This window comes from Pinisolibacter aquiterrae (genome assembly GCF_019160155.1).
Taxonomy (GTDB): Bacteria; Pseudomonadota; Alphaproteobacteria; order Rhizobiales; family Ancalomicrobiaceae; genus Pinisolibacter; species Pinisolibacter aquiterrae.
In genome coordinates this window covers 130,513-147,081 of sequence record NZ_JAFNIH010000018.1, presented here as the reverse complement: position 1 = coordinate 147,081, position 16,569 = coordinate 130,513, and the positions used below count along the sequence as shown (strand labels likewise).

The 16,569-nt window shown below is 69.3% G+C and carries 9 protein-coding genes; 6 read left to right on the top strand and 3 right to left on the bottom strand.

The window, feature by feature from the left end:
• Positions 1-89 precede the first annotated feature (89 nt).
• From J3S89_RS03725 to J3S89_RS03715, 3 genes are all read left to right on the top strand, one after another.
• Complete coding sequence (locus J3S89_RS03725) at positions 90-812, top strand: carbonic anhydrase (protein ID WP_217926129.1); 723 nt, start codon at positions 90-92, stop codon at positions 810-812.
• 99 nt (positions 813-911) lie between these two features.
• Positions 912-3,893, top strand: a complete 2,982-nt coding sequence (locus J3S89_RS03720) for a bifunctional [glutamine synthetase] adenylyltransferase/[glutamine synthetase]-adenylyl-L-tyrosine phosphorylase (protein WP_217926128.1) — start codon at positions 912-914, stop codon at positions 3,891-3,893.
• A 127-nt stretch (positions 3,894-4,020) separates the two neighbouring features.
• Positions 4,021-4,749: an EF-hand domain-containing protein gene (locus tag J3S89_RS03715; RefSeq protein WP_217926127.1), complete on the top strand. Its 729-nt coding sequence runs from the start codon at positions 4,021-4,023 to the stop codon at positions 4,747-4,749.
• Between the two features lie 138 nt (positions 4,750-4,887).
• On the opposite strand, the gene J3S89_RS03710 is transcribed toward J3S89_RS03715, so the two are convergent.
• Together J3S89_RS03710 and pepN are read right to left on the bottom strand one after the other, a co-directional pair.
• Positions 4,888-7,251, bottom strand: coding sequence for an ATP-binding protein (locus J3S89_RS03710; RefSeq protein WP_217926126.1), 2,364 nt, complete (start codon positions 7,249-7,251; stop codon positions 4,888-4,890).
• Positions 7,252-7,458: 207 nt separating this feature from the next.
• On the bottom strand, positions 7,459-10,107 hold the full coding sequence (gene pepN, locus J3S89_RS03705) for an aminopeptidase N (protein ID WP_217926125.1): 2,649 nt from the start codon (positions 10,105-10,107) through the stop codon (positions 7,459-7,461).
• Between the two features lie 290 nt (positions 10,108-10,397).
• Between pepN and J3S89_RS03700 the strand changes: the two genes are divergently transcribed.
• The 3 genes from J3S89_RS03700 to J3S89_RS03690 are packed head-to-tail and all read left to right on the top strand — an operon-like array spanning position 10,398 to position 15,374.
• Entirely contained in the window at positions 10,398-11,000 is a 603-nt protein-coding gene (locus J3S89_RS03700; RefSeq protein WP_217926124.1) for a TetR/AcrR family transcriptional regulator, read from the top strand.
• Positions 11,001-11,052: 52 nt separating this feature from the next.
• Positions 11,053-12,168 (top strand): efflux RND transporter periplasmic adaptor subunit, encoded by a 1,116-nt coding sequence (locus J3S89_RS03695; protein WP_217926123.1) that lies wholly within the window; start codon positions 11,053-11,055, stop codon positions 12,166-12,168.
• Positions 12,169-12,209: 41 nt separating this feature from the next.
• Positions 12,210-15,374: an efflux RND transporter permease subunit gene (locus tag J3S89_RS03690; RefSeq protein WP_217926122.1), complete on the top strand. Its 3,165-nt coding sequence runs from the start codon at positions 12,210-12,212 to the stop codon at positions 15,372-15,374.
• A gap of 81 nt (positions 15,375-15,455) precedes the next feature.
• On the opposite strand, the gene J3S89_RS03685 is transcribed toward J3S89_RS03690, so the two are convergent.
• Complete coding sequence (locus J3S89_RS03685; RefSeq protein ID WP_217926121.1) at positions 15,456-16,502, bottom strand: LacI family DNA-binding transcriptional regulator; 1,047 nt, start codon at positions 16,500-16,502, stop codon at positions 15,456-15,458.
• Positions 16,503-16,569: the final 67 nt, after the last annotated feature.

Below are 16,569 nucleotides of genomic sequence, written 5' to 3'. Positions count from 1 at the left end.
CGCCGCCGCCCGGTTGTACGCGCGCGATTCTCCTCTAGTCTGAAATCGGCGGTTCGCGTGGCAACCGCCGGTTCGAGGGGGAAACGACCATGTGTGACATCTGTGAACGGCGCGCCGTCGACCGACGGGCGTTTCTGGGTCTGGCCGCGGCCGCCGCGGTCGCGACCTCCGCGGGCTTTTCCGCGACGCCGGCCGGCGCGGCCGGCGGGCCGACCACCGATCTCACCCCGGCCCAGGCGCTCGCCAAGCTGAAGGCCGGCAACGAGCGTTACGTGACCGACGCCCAGGTCTGCGCCGCCGACCTCGGCGGCCAGCGCGCCCATGTCGCCGGTGGTCAGGCGCCTTGGGCCAGCATCGTGTCCTGCGCCGACAGCCGCGTCCCGCCCGAGCTCCTCTTCGGCGGTCTCGGCCTCGGCGAACTCTTCGTCGCCCGCAACGCCGGCAATCTCGTCGACACCGGCGTGCTCGGCACGCTCGAATACGGCGCCGCCGTGCTCGGCGTGCCGCTGATCGTCGTGCTCGGCCATCAGCGCTGCGGCGCGGTCTCCGCCGCCTGCTCGGTGGTGACCCGCAACGCCACCTTCCCCGGTTCGATCGGCCCGATGATCGAGCCGATCGTTCCCGCCGCCCTGGCGGTCAAGGATGCCGGCGGCGATTTCGTCACCGAGGCGACCAAGGAGAGCGCGCGCCGCACCGCCGCGCGCATCGTCGCGCACTCCTCCGTGATCGCCCCCCTCGTCGAGGCGGGCAAAGTGATGATCGTCCCCGCCTATTACGATCTCGACGGCGGAAAGGTGGCGTTCCTCGCCTGAGCGTTCTCCCCCGCTTGACCGGCCGCGCCCGGTGCCTATCCATTGGGCACCGTTCGCCGTCACGGCGACGCGTCCGTCCGCAGGGGAGCCCCGTCGAGCATGTCCGATACCGTTCGCGTCGCGAAGACCACCGCCGCGCTGCTCGACCGCATCGTCGTCGACGTGCGGCCGCCCGATCGCAAGACCGCGACCGCCGCCATGGCCCGCGTGATGGAGCGCGCCCGCTTCCAGGACACCGCCGCCGATCTCGTCGCCCTCCTCGACGCCCATCCCGAGACGAAGCGCTTCCTCGAGGGCGTCTTCGCCAATTCCCCGCATCTGACCGACCTCGCCGGCCGCGATCTCGGCCGCCTCGCCCGCATTCTGTCGAACGATCCGGCCGCGACCATCGACGCGCTCGTCGCCGCGACCGACGCCCTCGACCTCACCGACGAGGCGGCGCTGATGAAGCGGCTGCGTCAGGTCAAGCAGGAGGCGGCGCTCGCCTGCGGCCTCGCCGATCTCGGCGGCGTCTGGGACGCCATGGCGGTGACCGGCGCGCTCACCCGCATCGCCGACGCGACGCTGGCGGCAACCTGCCGCTTCTGCCTCGCCGAGGTCGCCCAACGCGGCAAGATCACGCTGCCCGACCCCGCCGACCCGGCGAAGGGCTCCGGCTGGATCCTGCTCGCCATGGGCAAATACGGCGCCTTCGAGCTCAACTACTCCTCCGACGTCGACCTGATCGTCTTCTTCGATCGCGGCGTCGCCCGTCTCGCCGACCCCGACGAGGCGGTCGATCTCTTCGTCAAATTGACCCGCCGCATGGTCAAGATCATGCAGGAGCGCACCGCCGACGGTTACGTCTTCCGCGTCGATCTGAGGCTGCGCCCGGATCCCGGGGCGACGCCGATCGCCATGAGCCTCGATGCGGCCTTCCAATATTACGAGAGCATGGGCCAGAACTGGGAGCGCGCCGCCCTCATCAAGGCTCGCGCCTGCGCCGGCGACGTCGCCAGTGGCGAGATGTTCGTCAAGGAGATCCGCCCCTTCGTCTGGCGCAAGTATTTCGACTACGCGGCGATCGCCGACGTCCATTCGATCAAGCGCCAGATCAACGCGCACAAGGGCCACGGCGAGATCGCCGTCGCCGGCCACAACGTCAAGCTCGGGCGCGGCGGCATCCGCGAGATCGAGTTCTTCGTCCAGACCCAGCAGTTGATCGCCGGTGGCCGCGACCCCTCCCTGCGAGGTCGTTCGACGCTCGCCATGCTCGCCCGCCTCGTCGAGACCGGCTGGATCGAGGCGCGCGTCCGCGACGAGCTGACCGAGGCCTATCTCTTCCTGCGCAACGTCGAGCATCGCATCCAGATGGTCGCCGACGAGCAGAGCCATTGCCTGCCGATGGAGGAGGAGGGCGTCGCCCGCATCGCCCGGATGATGGGCTTCAAGGGCACGAAGGACTTCGCCCCGGCGCTGCGGCGCCGGCTCGAGACCGTGCAGAGCCATTACGCGCGCCTGTTCGAGAACGCGCCGACCCTCTCCTCCGGCCTCGGCAATCTCGTCTTCACCGGCGATCAGGACGATCCCGGCACGCTCGAGACGCTCTCCACCATGGGCTTCCGCCGCCCCGCCGACGTCACCGCCGCGATTCGCGCCTGGCACTTCGGCCGCTACGCCGCGACCCGCTCGACGGTCGCGCGCGAACGCCTGACCGAGCTCACCCCGGTGCTCCTCACCACCCTCGCCGAGACCGACAACGCCGACGCCGCGTTCCTCGCCTTCGACCGCCTCGTCGCGAAATTGCCGGCCGGCGTGCAGATCTTCTCGTTGCTGGTCTCCAACCCGTCGCTGCTGCGCCTCCTCTGCGACGTCATGGGCGCCGCCCCGAAGCTCGCCGAGACCATCGGCCGCCGCCCGCACGTCCTCGACGCGCTGATGGAACCGGCCTTCTACGACGGCGTGCCCGACACCGCCGATCTCGATCGCCGGCTCGCCTCCTATTTCGCCGACGCCCGCGACTACGAGGATCAGCTCGACCGCGCCCGGATCTTCGGCCAGGAACAGTTGTTCCTGATCGGCGTGCGCGTCCTCACCGGCACCTTGTCGGCGATGCAGGCCGGCGCCGCCTATGCCGCGCTCGCCGGCGTGCTGGTTCGCCGTCTGCTCGAGGCGGTGGAGACCGAATTCGCCAAGGCGCACGGACGGGTCGTCGGCGGCGTCGCGGCGGTGGTCGCCATGGGCAAGCTCGGCGGCCGCGAGATGACGGCGTCCTCCGATCTCGACCTGATGCTGCTCTACGACTTCGACGAGAGCTGCGAGGCCTCCGACGGGGCTCGCCCGTTGGCGCCGAGCCAATATTACATCCGCCTGACCCAGCGACTGGTCGCCGCCCTCTCCGCGCCGACCGCGCAGGGCCTCCTCTACGAGGTCGATTTCCGCCTGCGCCCCTCCGGCAACAAGGGGCCGATGGCGACCCGGCTCTCCACCTTCGTCGACTATCACCACGGCGAGGCCTGGACCTGGGAGGCGATGGCGCTGACCCGCGCCCGGGTCGTCGCCGGGTCCCCGGGCTTCGCCCCACGGGTCGAGGCGGCGATCCGCGAGGCGCTGGTGCGTCCGCGCGAGGCGGAGCGCCTGCGCGCCGACGTCGTCGAGATGCGCGAGCTGATCGCCGAGAGCAAGGGCACCACCGACCCCTGGGACATCAAGCAGATCCCCGGCGGTCTGGTCGACGTCGAATTCGTCGCCCAATATCTGATGCTCCGGCACGGATCCGACGATCCCGCGCTCTTTTCCACCAACACCGCCGAGGCGCTCGACCGCCTCGTCGCCGCCGGTCACCTTTCGCTCGCCGACTTCGACGATCTCGGCCCGGCGCTGCGCCTCTATCAGGGCCTGACCCAGGCGCTGCGGCTTGCCACCGACGGCCCGTTCAGGCCCGAGGGGGCACCGCGCGGCCTGCTCGATCTGCTCTGCCGGGTCGGCGAACTGCCCGATTTCTCGACGCTCACCGCCCATCTCGTCGAGACGGAGACGGCGACGCGCGCGATCCATGAGCGCATCCTCGGCAAGCCGAGGAAACGGCGCGGAAATACATGAACGAACCGTAATTTCCCGACAAACTCCCCGCAAGGTGGCGGGGGGTAGGGTCCTCTTCGAAGCGATGGAAACGGACGCCGTTCCTCCCCCGGCGGCGCCGCTCCTCCCTCGCGAACGGAGAGACGAGATGAAGACCCTCACCAAGATCGTGATCGGAGCGGGCGTGCTCGCGGTGGCCGCCGGCGGTGCCGCTTATGCACGCGGTCCGATGGGTTGCGGCCCCGACGGTCCGATGGGCTGGCAGGGCGGCCCGATGGGCTGGCACGGTGCCCCGATGATGCGCGGCGCCATGCGCGACGGCGTCATGGAGAAGCTGTTCGCCCGCCTCGACACCGACAAGAACGGCGCCGTCACCCTCGAGGAGGCGATGAAGCTGGTCGGCGAGCGCTTCGACAAGATCGACGCCAACCACGACGGCATCATCGACAAGTCCGAGGCCGAGACCTGGGTCGGCCGCCGCGCTCCCGAGGCGGCGGTGCAGCACTTCCTCGCCATGCACGATCTCGACGGCGACGGCAAGGTCACCAAGGCCGAGTTCGAGAAGCCCTTCAAGAAGCGCTTCGCCCTGTTCGATCGCAACGACGACGGCAAGGTGACCCTCGACGAGGCCGAGCTCGCCGGCCCGATGGGCATGGGAATGGGCATGGGCCCCGGCGGCAAGGGCATGGGCCGTGGCGGTCACCCCGGTTGGGGCATGATGGGCCCCGGCGGCGGCTGGTCGATGGGCGGTTACGGCCCGATGGGCGGCTATGGCCCGATGGGCGGCCCCGGCCCGATGGGTGGCCCCATGGGTGGCCCGATGGGCGGCCCCGGCCAGGGCCCCGCGGCGGTCCCGCCGCCGGCTCCGGCCAAGTGATCGAGGGCTCACGGATCGAGCGGGCTCGGTCCCCCTGACGCCGATCCCGCGCGAAACGAACGACGGCGCCGAGGTCCTCCTCGGCGCCGTTCGTCGTTTGCGTGGGGGCGCGTCGTTCGCCCCGCTTCGCCTCGAGCCTCAGGTGGCGCCGGCGGTGTCCGTCTCGGCCGCCTCGGCGTTCGCCCCGGAGGCGAAGGTCAGCGTCACCGTGGTGCCGACGTCGGGCGTCGAGGCGATGGTCATGCGGCCGCCCTGGAGTTCGACCAGCGAGCGGGCGATCGCGAGCCCCAGACCCGAGCCCTTGTGCGACTTGGTGAATTGGTTTTCGACCTGGACGAAGGGGCGTCCGAGCGAGGTGATGTGGTCGGCGGGAATGCCGATGCCGGTGTCGACGATGGCGATGGTGATCGCGCCGTCGACATGCTTCGCGGTGAGGCCGACGTGGCCGCCTTCCGGCGTGAACTTGACCGCGTTCGAAAGGAGATTGAGCACCACCTGCTTGATCGCGCGGCGGTCGCCGGTGAAGGAGAGCCCGGGCTCGACCTCCGGCGTCACCACCAGATGCCGTTGCTCCGCCGCGTGGCTGATGATCCGACCGGCCTCGGCCAGAATCTCGTCGAGCGGAACCTGCTCGTGCGCCAGTTCCATCCGCCCCGCCTCGATCTTCGACATGTCGAGAATGTCGTTGATGACGTTGAGCAGGAACATCCCGGAATGGTGGATGTCGCGGCTGTATTCGGAATATTTCTCCGGCCCGAACGCCCCCAACATGTCGCCCTGGCTCATGATCTCGGAGAAGCCGATGATCGCGTTGAGGGGCGTGCGCAATTCGTGAGAGATGTTGGCGAGGAAGTCCGACTTGATCTTGTTGGCCTCCTCGGCGCGGACCTTCTCCTCGGAATATTTCTCGGCGAGTTCGACCAGCTGCTGCGCCTGGATCTCGAGCTTGCGGCGGGACGAGCGCAGGTCGAGGACCGTGCCCATCAACCGCTTCTCGCTCTCCACCAGTCGCTCCTCGTGGCGCTTCAGCGGCGTGATGTCGGTGCCGACCGAGACGAAACCGCCGTCCTTGGTGCGACGCTCGGAGATCTGCAGCCAACGGCCGTCCTCGATCTCCGCCTCGAAGGAGGAGGCGCCGTCGTCGGAGGCTCCCTCGATCCCGACCGGCTGGCGCACCAGCGGCTGGCGCGCGACCTTCATCACGGCGTTGTAGGGCGTGCCCGGACGGATGTCGTCGTCGCCGAGGGAATGGAGCTGTTGATACTTCGAATTGCACATCACCAGCCGATTGTCGGCATCCCACAGCACGAAGGCCTCGGAGATGGTCTCGATCGCGTCGCGCAGACGCAGATCGGCGGCGACGGTGGTCTCGACCAGACGGCGGTGCTCGGTGATGTCGGCGGCGATGCCGACGAGATGGCGCGAGCCGGTCTCGGTGCGATCGACCACTTCGGCGCGCACCCGGAACCACAGCCAGCCGCCGTCGGCCTTGCGCATGCGGAAGGCCTTGTCGAGCGTGTGGATGTCGCCGGTGATGAGGCCGTTGGCGAAGGAGGCGAAATCGACGTCGTCCGGATGGACGAGCTTGGCCACCTCGCCGAATCCGATCAGGCCGGCCGGGCTCTCGAGGCCGAGCATCTCGAACATCGAGGCCGACCAGTAGAAGCGCCCGCGCGCCAGATCCCAGTCCCAGAAGCCGCAGCGGCCGCGCCGGAAGGCGGTCTCGGTGCGCGCCGTGGTGACGGCATAGAGCGCGTCGGCGCTGTTGGCCCGGATCACCTGGGCGAAATAGGCATAGGTGAGGACGAGCAGAATGACGGCGGTGAAGGCGAACAGCGTCAGCGTGGTGCGCAGATTGCGGCGCCAGTCGTCGTAGATCCGCTCTTCCGGCTGAAACACCGCGATCGAGCCGAGATTGCCGTCGACGTGATGGAGGGCGGCCAGCACCCGGCGGCCGTCGGTCAGCGTCAGCGACAGCGCGCCGGCGCGCGCGCCGAAGGTGGTGAGCGGTTGCGCGGTGCCGAAGACGTCGGTGAGAAGACGCCCCTCGAAGGCCGGGTCGGTCGGGTGGGCGGCGAGGATCCGCCCGTCGCGATCGGCGATCAGGATCTGGCGGCCGTCGGCGGTGGCGCGTTCCGGAAGCACGTCGTCGAGCAGCGGCCGCAGCGCCGACGCCCAGCCGGCCTCGCCCGGACGGGTTTCGGCGCGGCCGAGCTGGCCGGCGAGCGTCGCCGCGATCAGCACGGCCTCGTCGCGCGCACTGTCCTCGAGCGCGCGCCGCGTCTCCATGATGCCGACCACCCGGGTCAGCGCCATGATCACGACGAAGGTGACGATCAGAACGGGGATCGAACGGCGCAGCCACGGCTCGGCGCGCAGGACCTGTCGATAGGTGGGGCTGGCCAGGAGGTGGATGTGACCCTCGAGACGCGGCCGGCCGACGAAAGCCGACCACGTGAACGGAATCCAAGTGGATTCACGGGCAGACTCGGCCTGCGCCATGTTTGGGACCCCCCGGTCGATTCTTGATTTTCGAGGCGGCGAATACCCCCACGCGTCGCCTCGAATCACCCTCATTTGAATCGAGGGGATTCGCGATGTCCAGTGGGGCGAAGACGTATCGCTGGTGTTTCACCGACCTTCCGAAACGGAAGGCGGGAGCGCCTTTCGACGCTCCCGCATCCTCTCGTCTCGCCGCGCTCGCGGCCCTCAGCCGAGCGAGCGTTCGGCGATGTCGGCGACGTCGCGCGACAGGCCGGCGGTGGTCGCCACGCGCTTCAGTTCCGCCTCCGCATAGGCCTGCCGCCGCGGCTCCAACGCCCGCCAGGAGCGGAACGTGGAGAGGAGCCTCGAAGCGACCTGCGGGTTGATCCGATCGAGCTCGAGCACCCGGTCGGCGACGAAGGCGAAGCCGGCGCCGTCGGCTCGGTTGAACTGGGTCTGATTGCCCGAGGCGAAGGTGGTGATCAGCGCCCGCACCCGGTTCGGATTGGTGATCGAGAACGAGGGATGCGCGGTCAGCGCCCGCACCCGGTCGAGCGCGCCGTCGACCGGCGCGGTCGCCTGCACCATCAGCCACTTGTCGACCACCAGCGGATCGTCGGCGAAACGGTCGTGGAAGTCGTCGAGGAGCGCGTCGGCCTCCGTCAGATCGGCGCCGACCACGATCGTCAGCGCCGCCAGACGGTCGGTCATGTTGTCGGCGGCGCCATAGGCCGCCACCGCCGCCGCGCCGTCGCCGGCCCGCACCAGATAGTCGAGCGCGGCGTTGCGCAGCGACCGGCGTCCGGCCGAGGCCGCGTCCGGGGCATAGGCGCCTTCCGGCGCCATCCGGGCGTAGAGGTCGGCGAAGACGTCGCGGCCGCGCGTCGCGACCAGTCCGCGCAGATGTTCGCGCGCGGCGAAGATCGCGTCCGGGTCGACGTCGAGCGCCAGCTCCCGCGCCACGTCCGCCTCCGACGGCAGGCCGACGGCGAGGGCGCGGAAATCGGGGTCGAGCGTCTCGAGCGCGGCGGTTGCGACGATCGCCTCGGCGATGCGTCCGTCGACGGTCGGGCTCCGCTTGTGGCGCACCGCGTCGGTCGCCTCGATCAGCCCGCGCATCGCCAGCGACTGGATCGCCTGCCAGCGGTTGAAGGGATCGCCGTCGTTGGCGGCGAGGAACGACTGATCGGCCGGATCGAGCGTGGAGGTCAGCCGCACCGGCGCCGAGAAGCCGCGCAGCAGCGACGGCACCGGACGGGCCGTCAGCCCCTCGAACACCACCTCGTGGCGCGCCGCCTCGAGCACCAGCACGTCGCCCTCGACCGTGGCCCCGGTGATTCGCGTCGCCTGCACGTCGGTGCCGTCCGGCCCGACGAGCCCGAAGCGGATCGGGATCGGCATCGGCTTCTTGGTCGGCTGGCCCGGGGTCGGCGGCACCGTCTGATCGAAGACGATCTTGAGCCGCCCGGCGCCCGCGTCCCAGGAGGTCGCGGCCATCACCTCGGGCGTGCCGGACTGGGTGTACCAGAGCATGAAGTCGGTGAGATCGCGCCCCGTCGCGTCGGCGAAACAGGCGACGAAGTCCTCGACCGTCGCCGCCATGCCGTCGTGGCGGTCGAAATAGAGATCCATCCCGGCCCGGAACCCGTCCGCCCCCGAGAGGGTCTTCAGCATGCGAACCACCTCGGCGCCCTTCTCGTAGACGGTCGCCGTGTAGAAGTTGTTGATCTCCTTGTAGAGATTAGGCCGGACCGGATGGGCGAGGGGGCCGGCGTCCTCCGGGAACTGATGGCTCTTGAGGAGCCGCACGTCGGAGATGCGCTTGACCGCGCGCGAGCGCTGATCGGCCGAGAACTCCTGATCGCGGAAGACCGTGAGGCCCTCCTTCAGGCACAGCTGGAACCAGTCGCGACAGGTGATGCGGTTGCCGGTCCAGTTGTGGAAATATTCGTGGGCGATGACGCCCTCGATATGGGCGTAGTCGACGTCGGTGGCGGTGCGCGGGCTCGCCAGCACGTATTTGTCGTTGAAGACGTTGAGCCCCTTGTTCTCCATGGCGCCCATGTTGAAGTCGCCGACCGCGACGATCATGAAGACGTCGAGGTCGTACTCTCGCCCGAAGACCTCCTCGTCCCAGCGCATCGACCGCTTCAGCGCGTCCATGGCATAGCCCGCCTTCGCGCCGCGCCCGTGCTCGACGTAGATGGTGAGCGCCACCTCGCGCCCCGACATGGTCACGAACCGATCCTCGATCGTGTCGAAGGTGCCGGCGACCATGGCGAAGAGATAGGACGGCTTGGGGAACGGATCGTGCCAGACCGCGAAGTGGCGGTCGGTGCCGGGCACGTCGCCGCTCTCGACCGGATTACCGTTGGAGAGCAGGGACTTCGCCAGCGCCTTCGGCGCCTCGATCCGGGTCGTGTAGACGGCGAGCACGTCGGGCCGGTCGTGGAAATAGGTGATGCGGCGGAAGCCCTCCGCCTCGCATTGGGTGCACCAGTTGCCCGAGGAGCGATAGAGCCCCATCAGCTTGGTGTTCTCCGCCGGCCGCAGCCGCGTCGTCAGCATCAGCCGGAAGGATCCGGCCGGCGGCGCCTTCAGCGTGAAGCGCCGCTCGCTCGCCTCATAGGCCGTCGCCGCCAGGGGGGCGCCGTCGAGACGCGCTTCCACCAGCCACAATTCGTCGCCGTCGAGCACCAGCGGCGTCCCCGGCGCGGTGCCGTCGCGCGGCGTGAAGGCGGTCTCGGCGACCACCACCGTCTCCGTCTCGTCGAGCCGGAAATCGAGATGCACCGTGTCGATCCGATAGGGGGTGGCGACGTAGTCGACGAGGCGGACGACTTCGGCCCCGGCTGTCTCTGAGGTGAGTTCCATTCCGCTCGTCTCCACTCCATGAGCGGGCGCACCGCGCCCGATCGAACGACCTCGATAACCGATGCGGACGCCGCGCACCATGGAACTCTTCGCGGCGCGGCGTCGTTGATGTCGATCATCGCACCCTGCGCGTTCGCGCGCGTTTCGAGACACGTGCTGACGCGCGCTCGCGGCCCCCGGCGCCTCTCCCTGCCCGGAACGGTTGACCGTCGGTCACGGTTTGTTTATGAATGACGAATTACGATAATCGTCACAAGCCACACGATGCGGGTGGCGCGCGGAGAGACGAAGTGCCCCCTCATCACCCCGGCGAAGAGCGAACGGACACGCGCGCGCGCATTCTCGAGGTCGCCGAGCGGCTGTTCCGTCACTACGGTTACGACAAGACCACCGTCGCCGACATGGCGCGCGAACTGGGCATGTCCCCGGCCAACGTCTATCGCTTCTTCGCCTCCAAGCTCGAGATCGTCGAGGCCATCGCGGTCCGGATGTTCGAGGAACGCCACCGTCACAATCTGGCGATCATGGCCGCGCCCGGAACCCCGTCCGAGCGTCTGCGTCGTTTGCTCGTCGAGAACCATCGCCTCAGCGTCGAGACCCTGACCGCCGACCGCAAGGTCCACGACATGGTCGAGGTGGCGATGACCCAGCAATGGCCGGCGATCGAGACCCATCTGGCCCAGGTCGCCGACGTCATCGAGGAACTGATCCGTCAGGGCGAGGCCGGCGGCGAATTCGCCGTCGCCGACACCCGCCGCGCCGCCGTCTGCGCCCGCCAGTGCTTCGTCTCGATGATGCACCCGACCCTGATCGTCCATTGCGCCGACGACCGCGAGCGCGCCGACGCCGAGGAACTCGCCGACTTCATCATTCGCGCCCTGCGTCACCCCTGAGGAGGGGATCGCGATCACCCGACGATTTCGATCCCGAAAAGGACGTCACCTCATGCCGATCCCCGCGCCGCGACGCTTCGCCGTCGTCGCCCTCGCTCTTCTGGCGCTCGCCGCCTGTAAGGAAGACAAGAAGACCGACGCGGGCGAGCCCGTCCGTCCGGTCCGCACCCTCACCGTGTCCTCCGGCTCGGAGACCCGGACCCTGCGCTATTCCGGTTCGGTGCGCGCCCGTGTCGAGACCGCCCTCGGCTTCCGCGTCCCCGGCAAGATCGTCGAGCGTCTGGTCGACGTCGGCGAGAAGGTCGAGGCCGGCCGCGTCCTCGCCCGGCTCGATCGCACCGATCTGAAACTGTCGCTGCAGACGGCCGAGGCCAACGTGGTCGCCGCCCGCGCCCGGGTGAAGGTCGCCGACGACGCCCGTCAGCGCGCCCGCACCCTCAACACCAAGGGCTTCGTCGCCGATTCCAGCCTCGACCGCGCCGACCTCGAGGCCGACCAGGCCAAGGCCGCGCTCGAGGCGACGATCTATGCCCGCGATCAGGCGGCGAACCAGATCGGCTACGCCGACCTCTCCGCCGACGCCGACGGCATCGTCACCGACATTCGCGCCGACGTCGGTCAGGTCGTCGCCGCCGGCACGCCGGTGGTGACGCTGGCCCGCGACGACGAGAAGGAAGTGGCGATCGCCGTCCCCGAACAGGACGTGGTGCGCTTCGCCAGGGATCAGAAGGTCGCCGTGCGCTTCTGGGCCGATCGCGATCTGGTGCTCGCCGGCCGCGTCCGCGAGATCGCCGGCTCCGCCGATCCCGCTTCGCGCACCTATGCGATCCGCGTCTCGCTCGCCGACGACGCCCGCGTCCGCCTCGGCATGACCGCGACCGTCGAGGCCGACGTGCCGGTCTCCGAGGGCACGATCGTGCTGCCGGTCGCCGCGCTCTCCGGCGAACCCGGCAAGCCGCGCGTCTGGATCGTCGACCCCGCCACCGCCACCGTCGCGCCGCGCGACGTGGTGCTCGGCCCGGTCGCCCCGGACGGGGTGCGGGTCCTGTCGGGCCTCGGCGCCGGCGACGTGGTCGTCACCGCCGGAACCCAGTTCCTGGTGGCCGGCCGCAAGGTTCTCCTGCCGGCGGCCGACACCGCCGCCGCCACCCGCTCCGCCGCCGACTGATCGGCCCGTCTCGCCCGGTTCGCTCCGGCAGGAGAAGTTCGATGCTCCGTTCCATGATGCCCGGCCAGGGCTTCAACCTCTCGCGATGGGCCATTCGGCACGGCCATCTGACCCGCTTCTTCTTCGCGCTGGTGGTGATCGCCGGGTTCTTCTCGGTGACCTCGCTCGGTCAGAAGGAGGATCCCGACTTCACCTTCCGGGTGATGATCGTCCAGGCGGTGTGGCCCGGCTCCAGCCTCGAGGAGATGCAGGATCAGGTCGTCGACAAGATCGAGAAGAAGCTCCAGGAGACCCCCGGCCTCGAGAACATCAAGTCCTACACCCGCGCCGGCTCGGCGGTGGTGATGGTCTCGATCCGCGGCGACGTCTTCGGCCGCGACGTGACCGACGCCTTCTATCAGGTGCGCAAGAAGATCGCCGACATCTCCGGCACGCTGCCGGCCGGCGTCCTCGGTCCCTATTTCAACGACGAGTTCGGCGACACCTACATCGCCCTCTACGCCTTCACCGGCGAGGGCTATTCCTATCCTGAACTCAAGCACTTCGCCAAAGAGGCCCGCGACGCGGTCCTGCGCATCCCCGGCATCGAGAAGGCCCAGATCCTCGGCGATCAGGACGAGAAGATCTTCATCGACGTCGCCTCCAAGACCCTCGCCGAGCGCGGCATCTCCGTCCAGTCGATCGCCGAGGCGCTCGCCCAGCAGAATTCGATGACGCCCGCCGGCCGCGTCGAGACCGGCATCCGCTCGGTCCGCATCGCCGTCGACGGCAATCTGAAGACTCTCGACGACCTGCGCGAGTTGCGCATCCGCGCGGGCAGCGAGGTCATCCGCCTCGGCGACATCGCCCAGATCTCCTCCGGCCTGATCGATCCGCCCGATCGCCGCTTCCGTTTCGACGGCCACGACGCGGTCCTGCTCGGCATGGTCATGTCGAAGGGCGGCAACGTCACCAAGATCGGCACCGAGCTGACCGCGACCATGACCCGGATCCAGAGCGAACTGCCGCTCGGCGCCGAGATCGGCCGCATCTCCGATCAGCCCGAGGTCGTCGCCCATTCGATCGACGAGTTCTTCGAGGCCCTGCTCGAGGCGCTGGCGATCGTTCTCGCCGTGTCCTTCCTGTCGATCGGCTGGCGCGCCGGCCTGGTCGTGGCGATCACCATCCCGACCGTGCTCGCCGCCACCTTCTCGGTGATGGAGGTGATGGGCATCGACCTCCAGCGCATCTCGCTCGGCGCGCTGATCATCGCCCTCGGCCTCCTGGTCGACGACGCCATGATCGCGGTCGAGATGATGGAGCGCAAACTCGACGAGGGTCTCGACAAGATCTCCGCCGCGAGTTTCGCCTATACCTCCACCGCCTTCCCGATGCTGACCGGCACGCTGGTCACCACGGCCGGCTTCATTCCGGTCGGCTTCGCCAAGTCGACCGCCGGCGAATACGTCAATTCACTGTTCTGGGTGGTCGGCATCGCGCTGGTCACCTCTTGGATCGCGGCGGTCTATTTCACGCCCTGGATCGGCAACATGATCCTCAAGGCGCGCCCGCACACCGGCGAGCATCGCGACGCCTTCGACGGGCGCTTCTATCGCTCGCTGCGCGCCACCATCGCCTGGGGCGTGCGCCACCGGCTGATCGTGCTCGTGCTGACGCTCTGCGCCTTCGTGGTCGGCGTGATGGGCTTCAAATACGTCCCGAAGAGCTTCTTCCCGGAATCGACCCGGCTCGAGCTGCTCGTCGACCTGTGGTTCCCCGAGGGCACCGGCATCGCCGAGACCGACGCCAAGACCCGGGAGATCGAAAAGAAGATCATGGCCGACGCGGATCAGGACTACGTCGCCTCCTTCGTCGGCGAGGGCGCGCCGCGCTTCTACCTGCCGCTCGACCAGCAGCTGCGCAATCCCAACTTCTCGGAAGTGCTGGTCGTGGCCAAGGATCTCGCCGCGCGCGAGCGTCTCGTGGACAAGATCCGCGCCATGATCGGCACCGAATATCCCTCGATCCGCTTCAAGGTCGACAAGCTGTTCAACGGCCCGCCGGTCGGCTGGGCGGTGCAGATGCGCGTCACCGGACCCGACCGCAAGGAGGTGCGCCGGATCGCCGACCGCGTCGCCGACGCCTTCCGCGCCGATCCGTTGCTCTCCACCGTCCACGACGATTGGTTGGAGCCGGTCCCGGCCCTGCGCCTCGTCGTCGACCAGGATCGCGCCCGCGCCCTCGGCGTCACCTCCCAGACCATACGCCAGACCCTGCAAGGGGCGCTCTCGGGCCTGCCGATCGGCGAGTTCCGCCCGAGCGACGAGACCGTTTCGATCGTCGTCCGCCAGGGCGAGAGCCGGCGCGATCTTCTGACCGCCGTCGAGGAGACCTACGTCACCACCGCCTCCGGTCGCTCGGTGCCGATGTCCCAGGTCGCTCAAGTGGTGCCGGTGATGGAGCCGGGCATCGAATGGCGGCGCAACCGCCTGCCCTCGATCACCGTGCGCGGCATCATCCCCGACGGCACCCCGTCGAACGACGTCACTCAGCGCATCTACGACGGGCTGAAGCCGCTGCGCGAGAGCCTCGCTCCCGGCTACACGATCGAGATGCAGGGCGCGGTCGAGGAATCCGCCAAGAGCCAGGATTCGATCAACGCCAAGGCGCCGATCATGATCCTCGTGATGATGGTGCTGCTGATGATCCAGCTGCAGCACTTCGGCAAGACCATGCTGGTCTTCATGACCGCGCCGCTCGGCCTGATCGGCGCGTCGGCGGCGCTGCTCCTGACCAACTCCGCCTTCGGCTTCGTGGCCATCCTCGGCGTCATCGCGCTCGCCGGCATCATCATGCGCAACGCGGTGATTCTGATCGACCAGATCGACCAGGACATGGCGAGCGGCCATCATCCCTGGCACGCCACCATCGAGGCGGCGGTGCGACGCTTCCGCCCGATCATGCTGACGGCGGCGGCGGCGGTGCTGGCGCTGATCCCGATCGCCCAGTCGGCCTTCTGGGGGCCGATGGCCTATGCCATGATGGGCGGCATCCTCGCGGCGACGGTCCTCACCATCATCGTGCTGCCGGCCGCCTTCGCGCTCTTCTTCCGGGTGCGCGAGCCCGAGGAGCCCGACCTCGACCATCGCGTCGCCGACGGCGGCTCGGTCGAGATGGACATCGAGGATCCGACCGGCCGCCACACCGAGCCGACGCCGGCCGGCTGAGGTCCGGGGGCCGGGTGCCCCGGCGCCCTCGACGAACCGATCTCGCCGATCCGCCCTCTCGACGGGCCGGGAGCGGCGAGGTCAGGAGGGCAGGGGGGAGAGGTTCTGCGGCGGGCCGTCCGACTGGCGCAGGATCAGGGACGGTGCCCAGCGGCGGATCACCTCGAAGGGGCGGCCGTCGCGCAGCGCGATCAGCGCGTCGACCGCGTGGCGCGCCATGTCGAACATCGGCGAATGCACCACCGTGGTCGCCGGCAGTCCGTGCCGGAGGGTCGGCCCGTCGCCGAACCCGATCACCGCGACGTGCCGTCCCACCACCCAGGGGCTGCGGGCGAGCGCCGTCAGCCCGCCGATGGTCATGCGATTGGTGAGATAGACCAGCGGCGGCGGCGGCCCCGACGCGCCCGCGAGCAGCCGCTCGGTCGCCTCGCGGCCTCCGTCCTCGCCGAGCGGCGCGCGGTCCATCCGCGCCGTCAGGCCGTGCCGGATCGCCGCCGCCGCCAGATGCTCGAACCGCGACAGCGTGAAGTCGTAGGGCTCGGCCGGCCCGATGCACACCAGCCGCCGATGGCCGTGATGGACGAGCCGCTCGCACACCAGAGCGGCGGCCGCCTCGTTGTCGGTCCCCACCGCCGGCAGGTCGGGCTCCGCCCGCATTTCCGCGCCGAGCAACACGAAGGGCAGACCCGCGCGGCGCATCGCCGCGATGCGCGGATCGTCGCGGTACGGACGGATCAGCACCATCCCGTCGACACGGCGCTCCTCGACCGCGCGGACGAAGGATTGCGACGTCGGTTGTTCGGCCCCGGTGAGGTAGGTCACGTCGGTGGCCGGCAGCAGCAGCAGGTCCTGGTCGAGCTCGGCCAGCCGCGACCACGCGCCGGCGAATGCGGCGGAGAGATGGGCGTCCTCGATCGCTCCGAACCCGTTCGGCGCCGCCACGCCGATGGCGTCGGCCCGGCCCTTCTGAAGCCGCCGCGCGGTGGCGTTGGGCACGTAGCCGATCCGCTCGGCCTCCTGCCGGACCCGCCGCCGCGTCTCCTCGGCGACGTCCGGATAATCCGCCAACGCGCGCGAGACCGTCGTCACGCTCAGGCCCAGGTTCGCCGCCAACTCGCGCAGAGACATCGGTTTACGTTGCTTTCCCACCGGGGCATGAACCGAGCCCCAGTCTTGTGGCAGACCTGCTGCGAAA

Bases quoted from the DNA above. Each gene is read 5' to 3' on its own strand.
- J3S89_RS03725 (WP_217926129.1), top strand. From the start codon at position 90: ATGTGTGACATCTGTGAACGGCGCGCCGTCGACCGACGGGCGTTTCTG.
- J3S89_RS03685 (WP_217926121.1), bottom strand. From the start codon at position 16,502: ATGTCTCTGCGCGAGTTGGCGGCGAACCTGGGCCTGAGCGTGACGACG.
- J3S89_RS03710 (WP_217926126.1), bottom strand. From the start codon at position 7,251: ATGGCGCAGGCCGAGTCTGCCCGTGAATCCACTTGGATTCCGTTCACG.
- pepN (WP_217926125.1), bottom strand. From the start codon at position 10,107: ATGGAACTCACCTCAGAGACAGCCGGGGCCGAAGTCGTCCGCCTCGTC.
- J3S89_RS03715 (WP_217926127.1), top strand. From the start codon at position 4,021: ATGAAGACCCTCACCAAGATCGTGATCGGAGCGGGCGTGCTCGCGGTG.
- J3S89_RS03720 (WP_217926128.1), top strand. From the start codon at position 912: ATGTCCGATACCGTTCGCGTCGCGAAGACCACCGCCGCGCTGCTCGAC.
- J3S89_RS03695 (WP_217926123.1), top strand. From the start codon at position 11,053: ATGCCGATCCCCGCGCCGCGACGCTTCGCCGTCGTCGCCCTCGCTCTT.
- J3S89_RS03690 (WP_217926122.1), top strand. From the start codon at position 12,210: ATGCTCCGTTCCATGATGCCCGGCCAGGGCTTCAACCTCTCGCGATGG.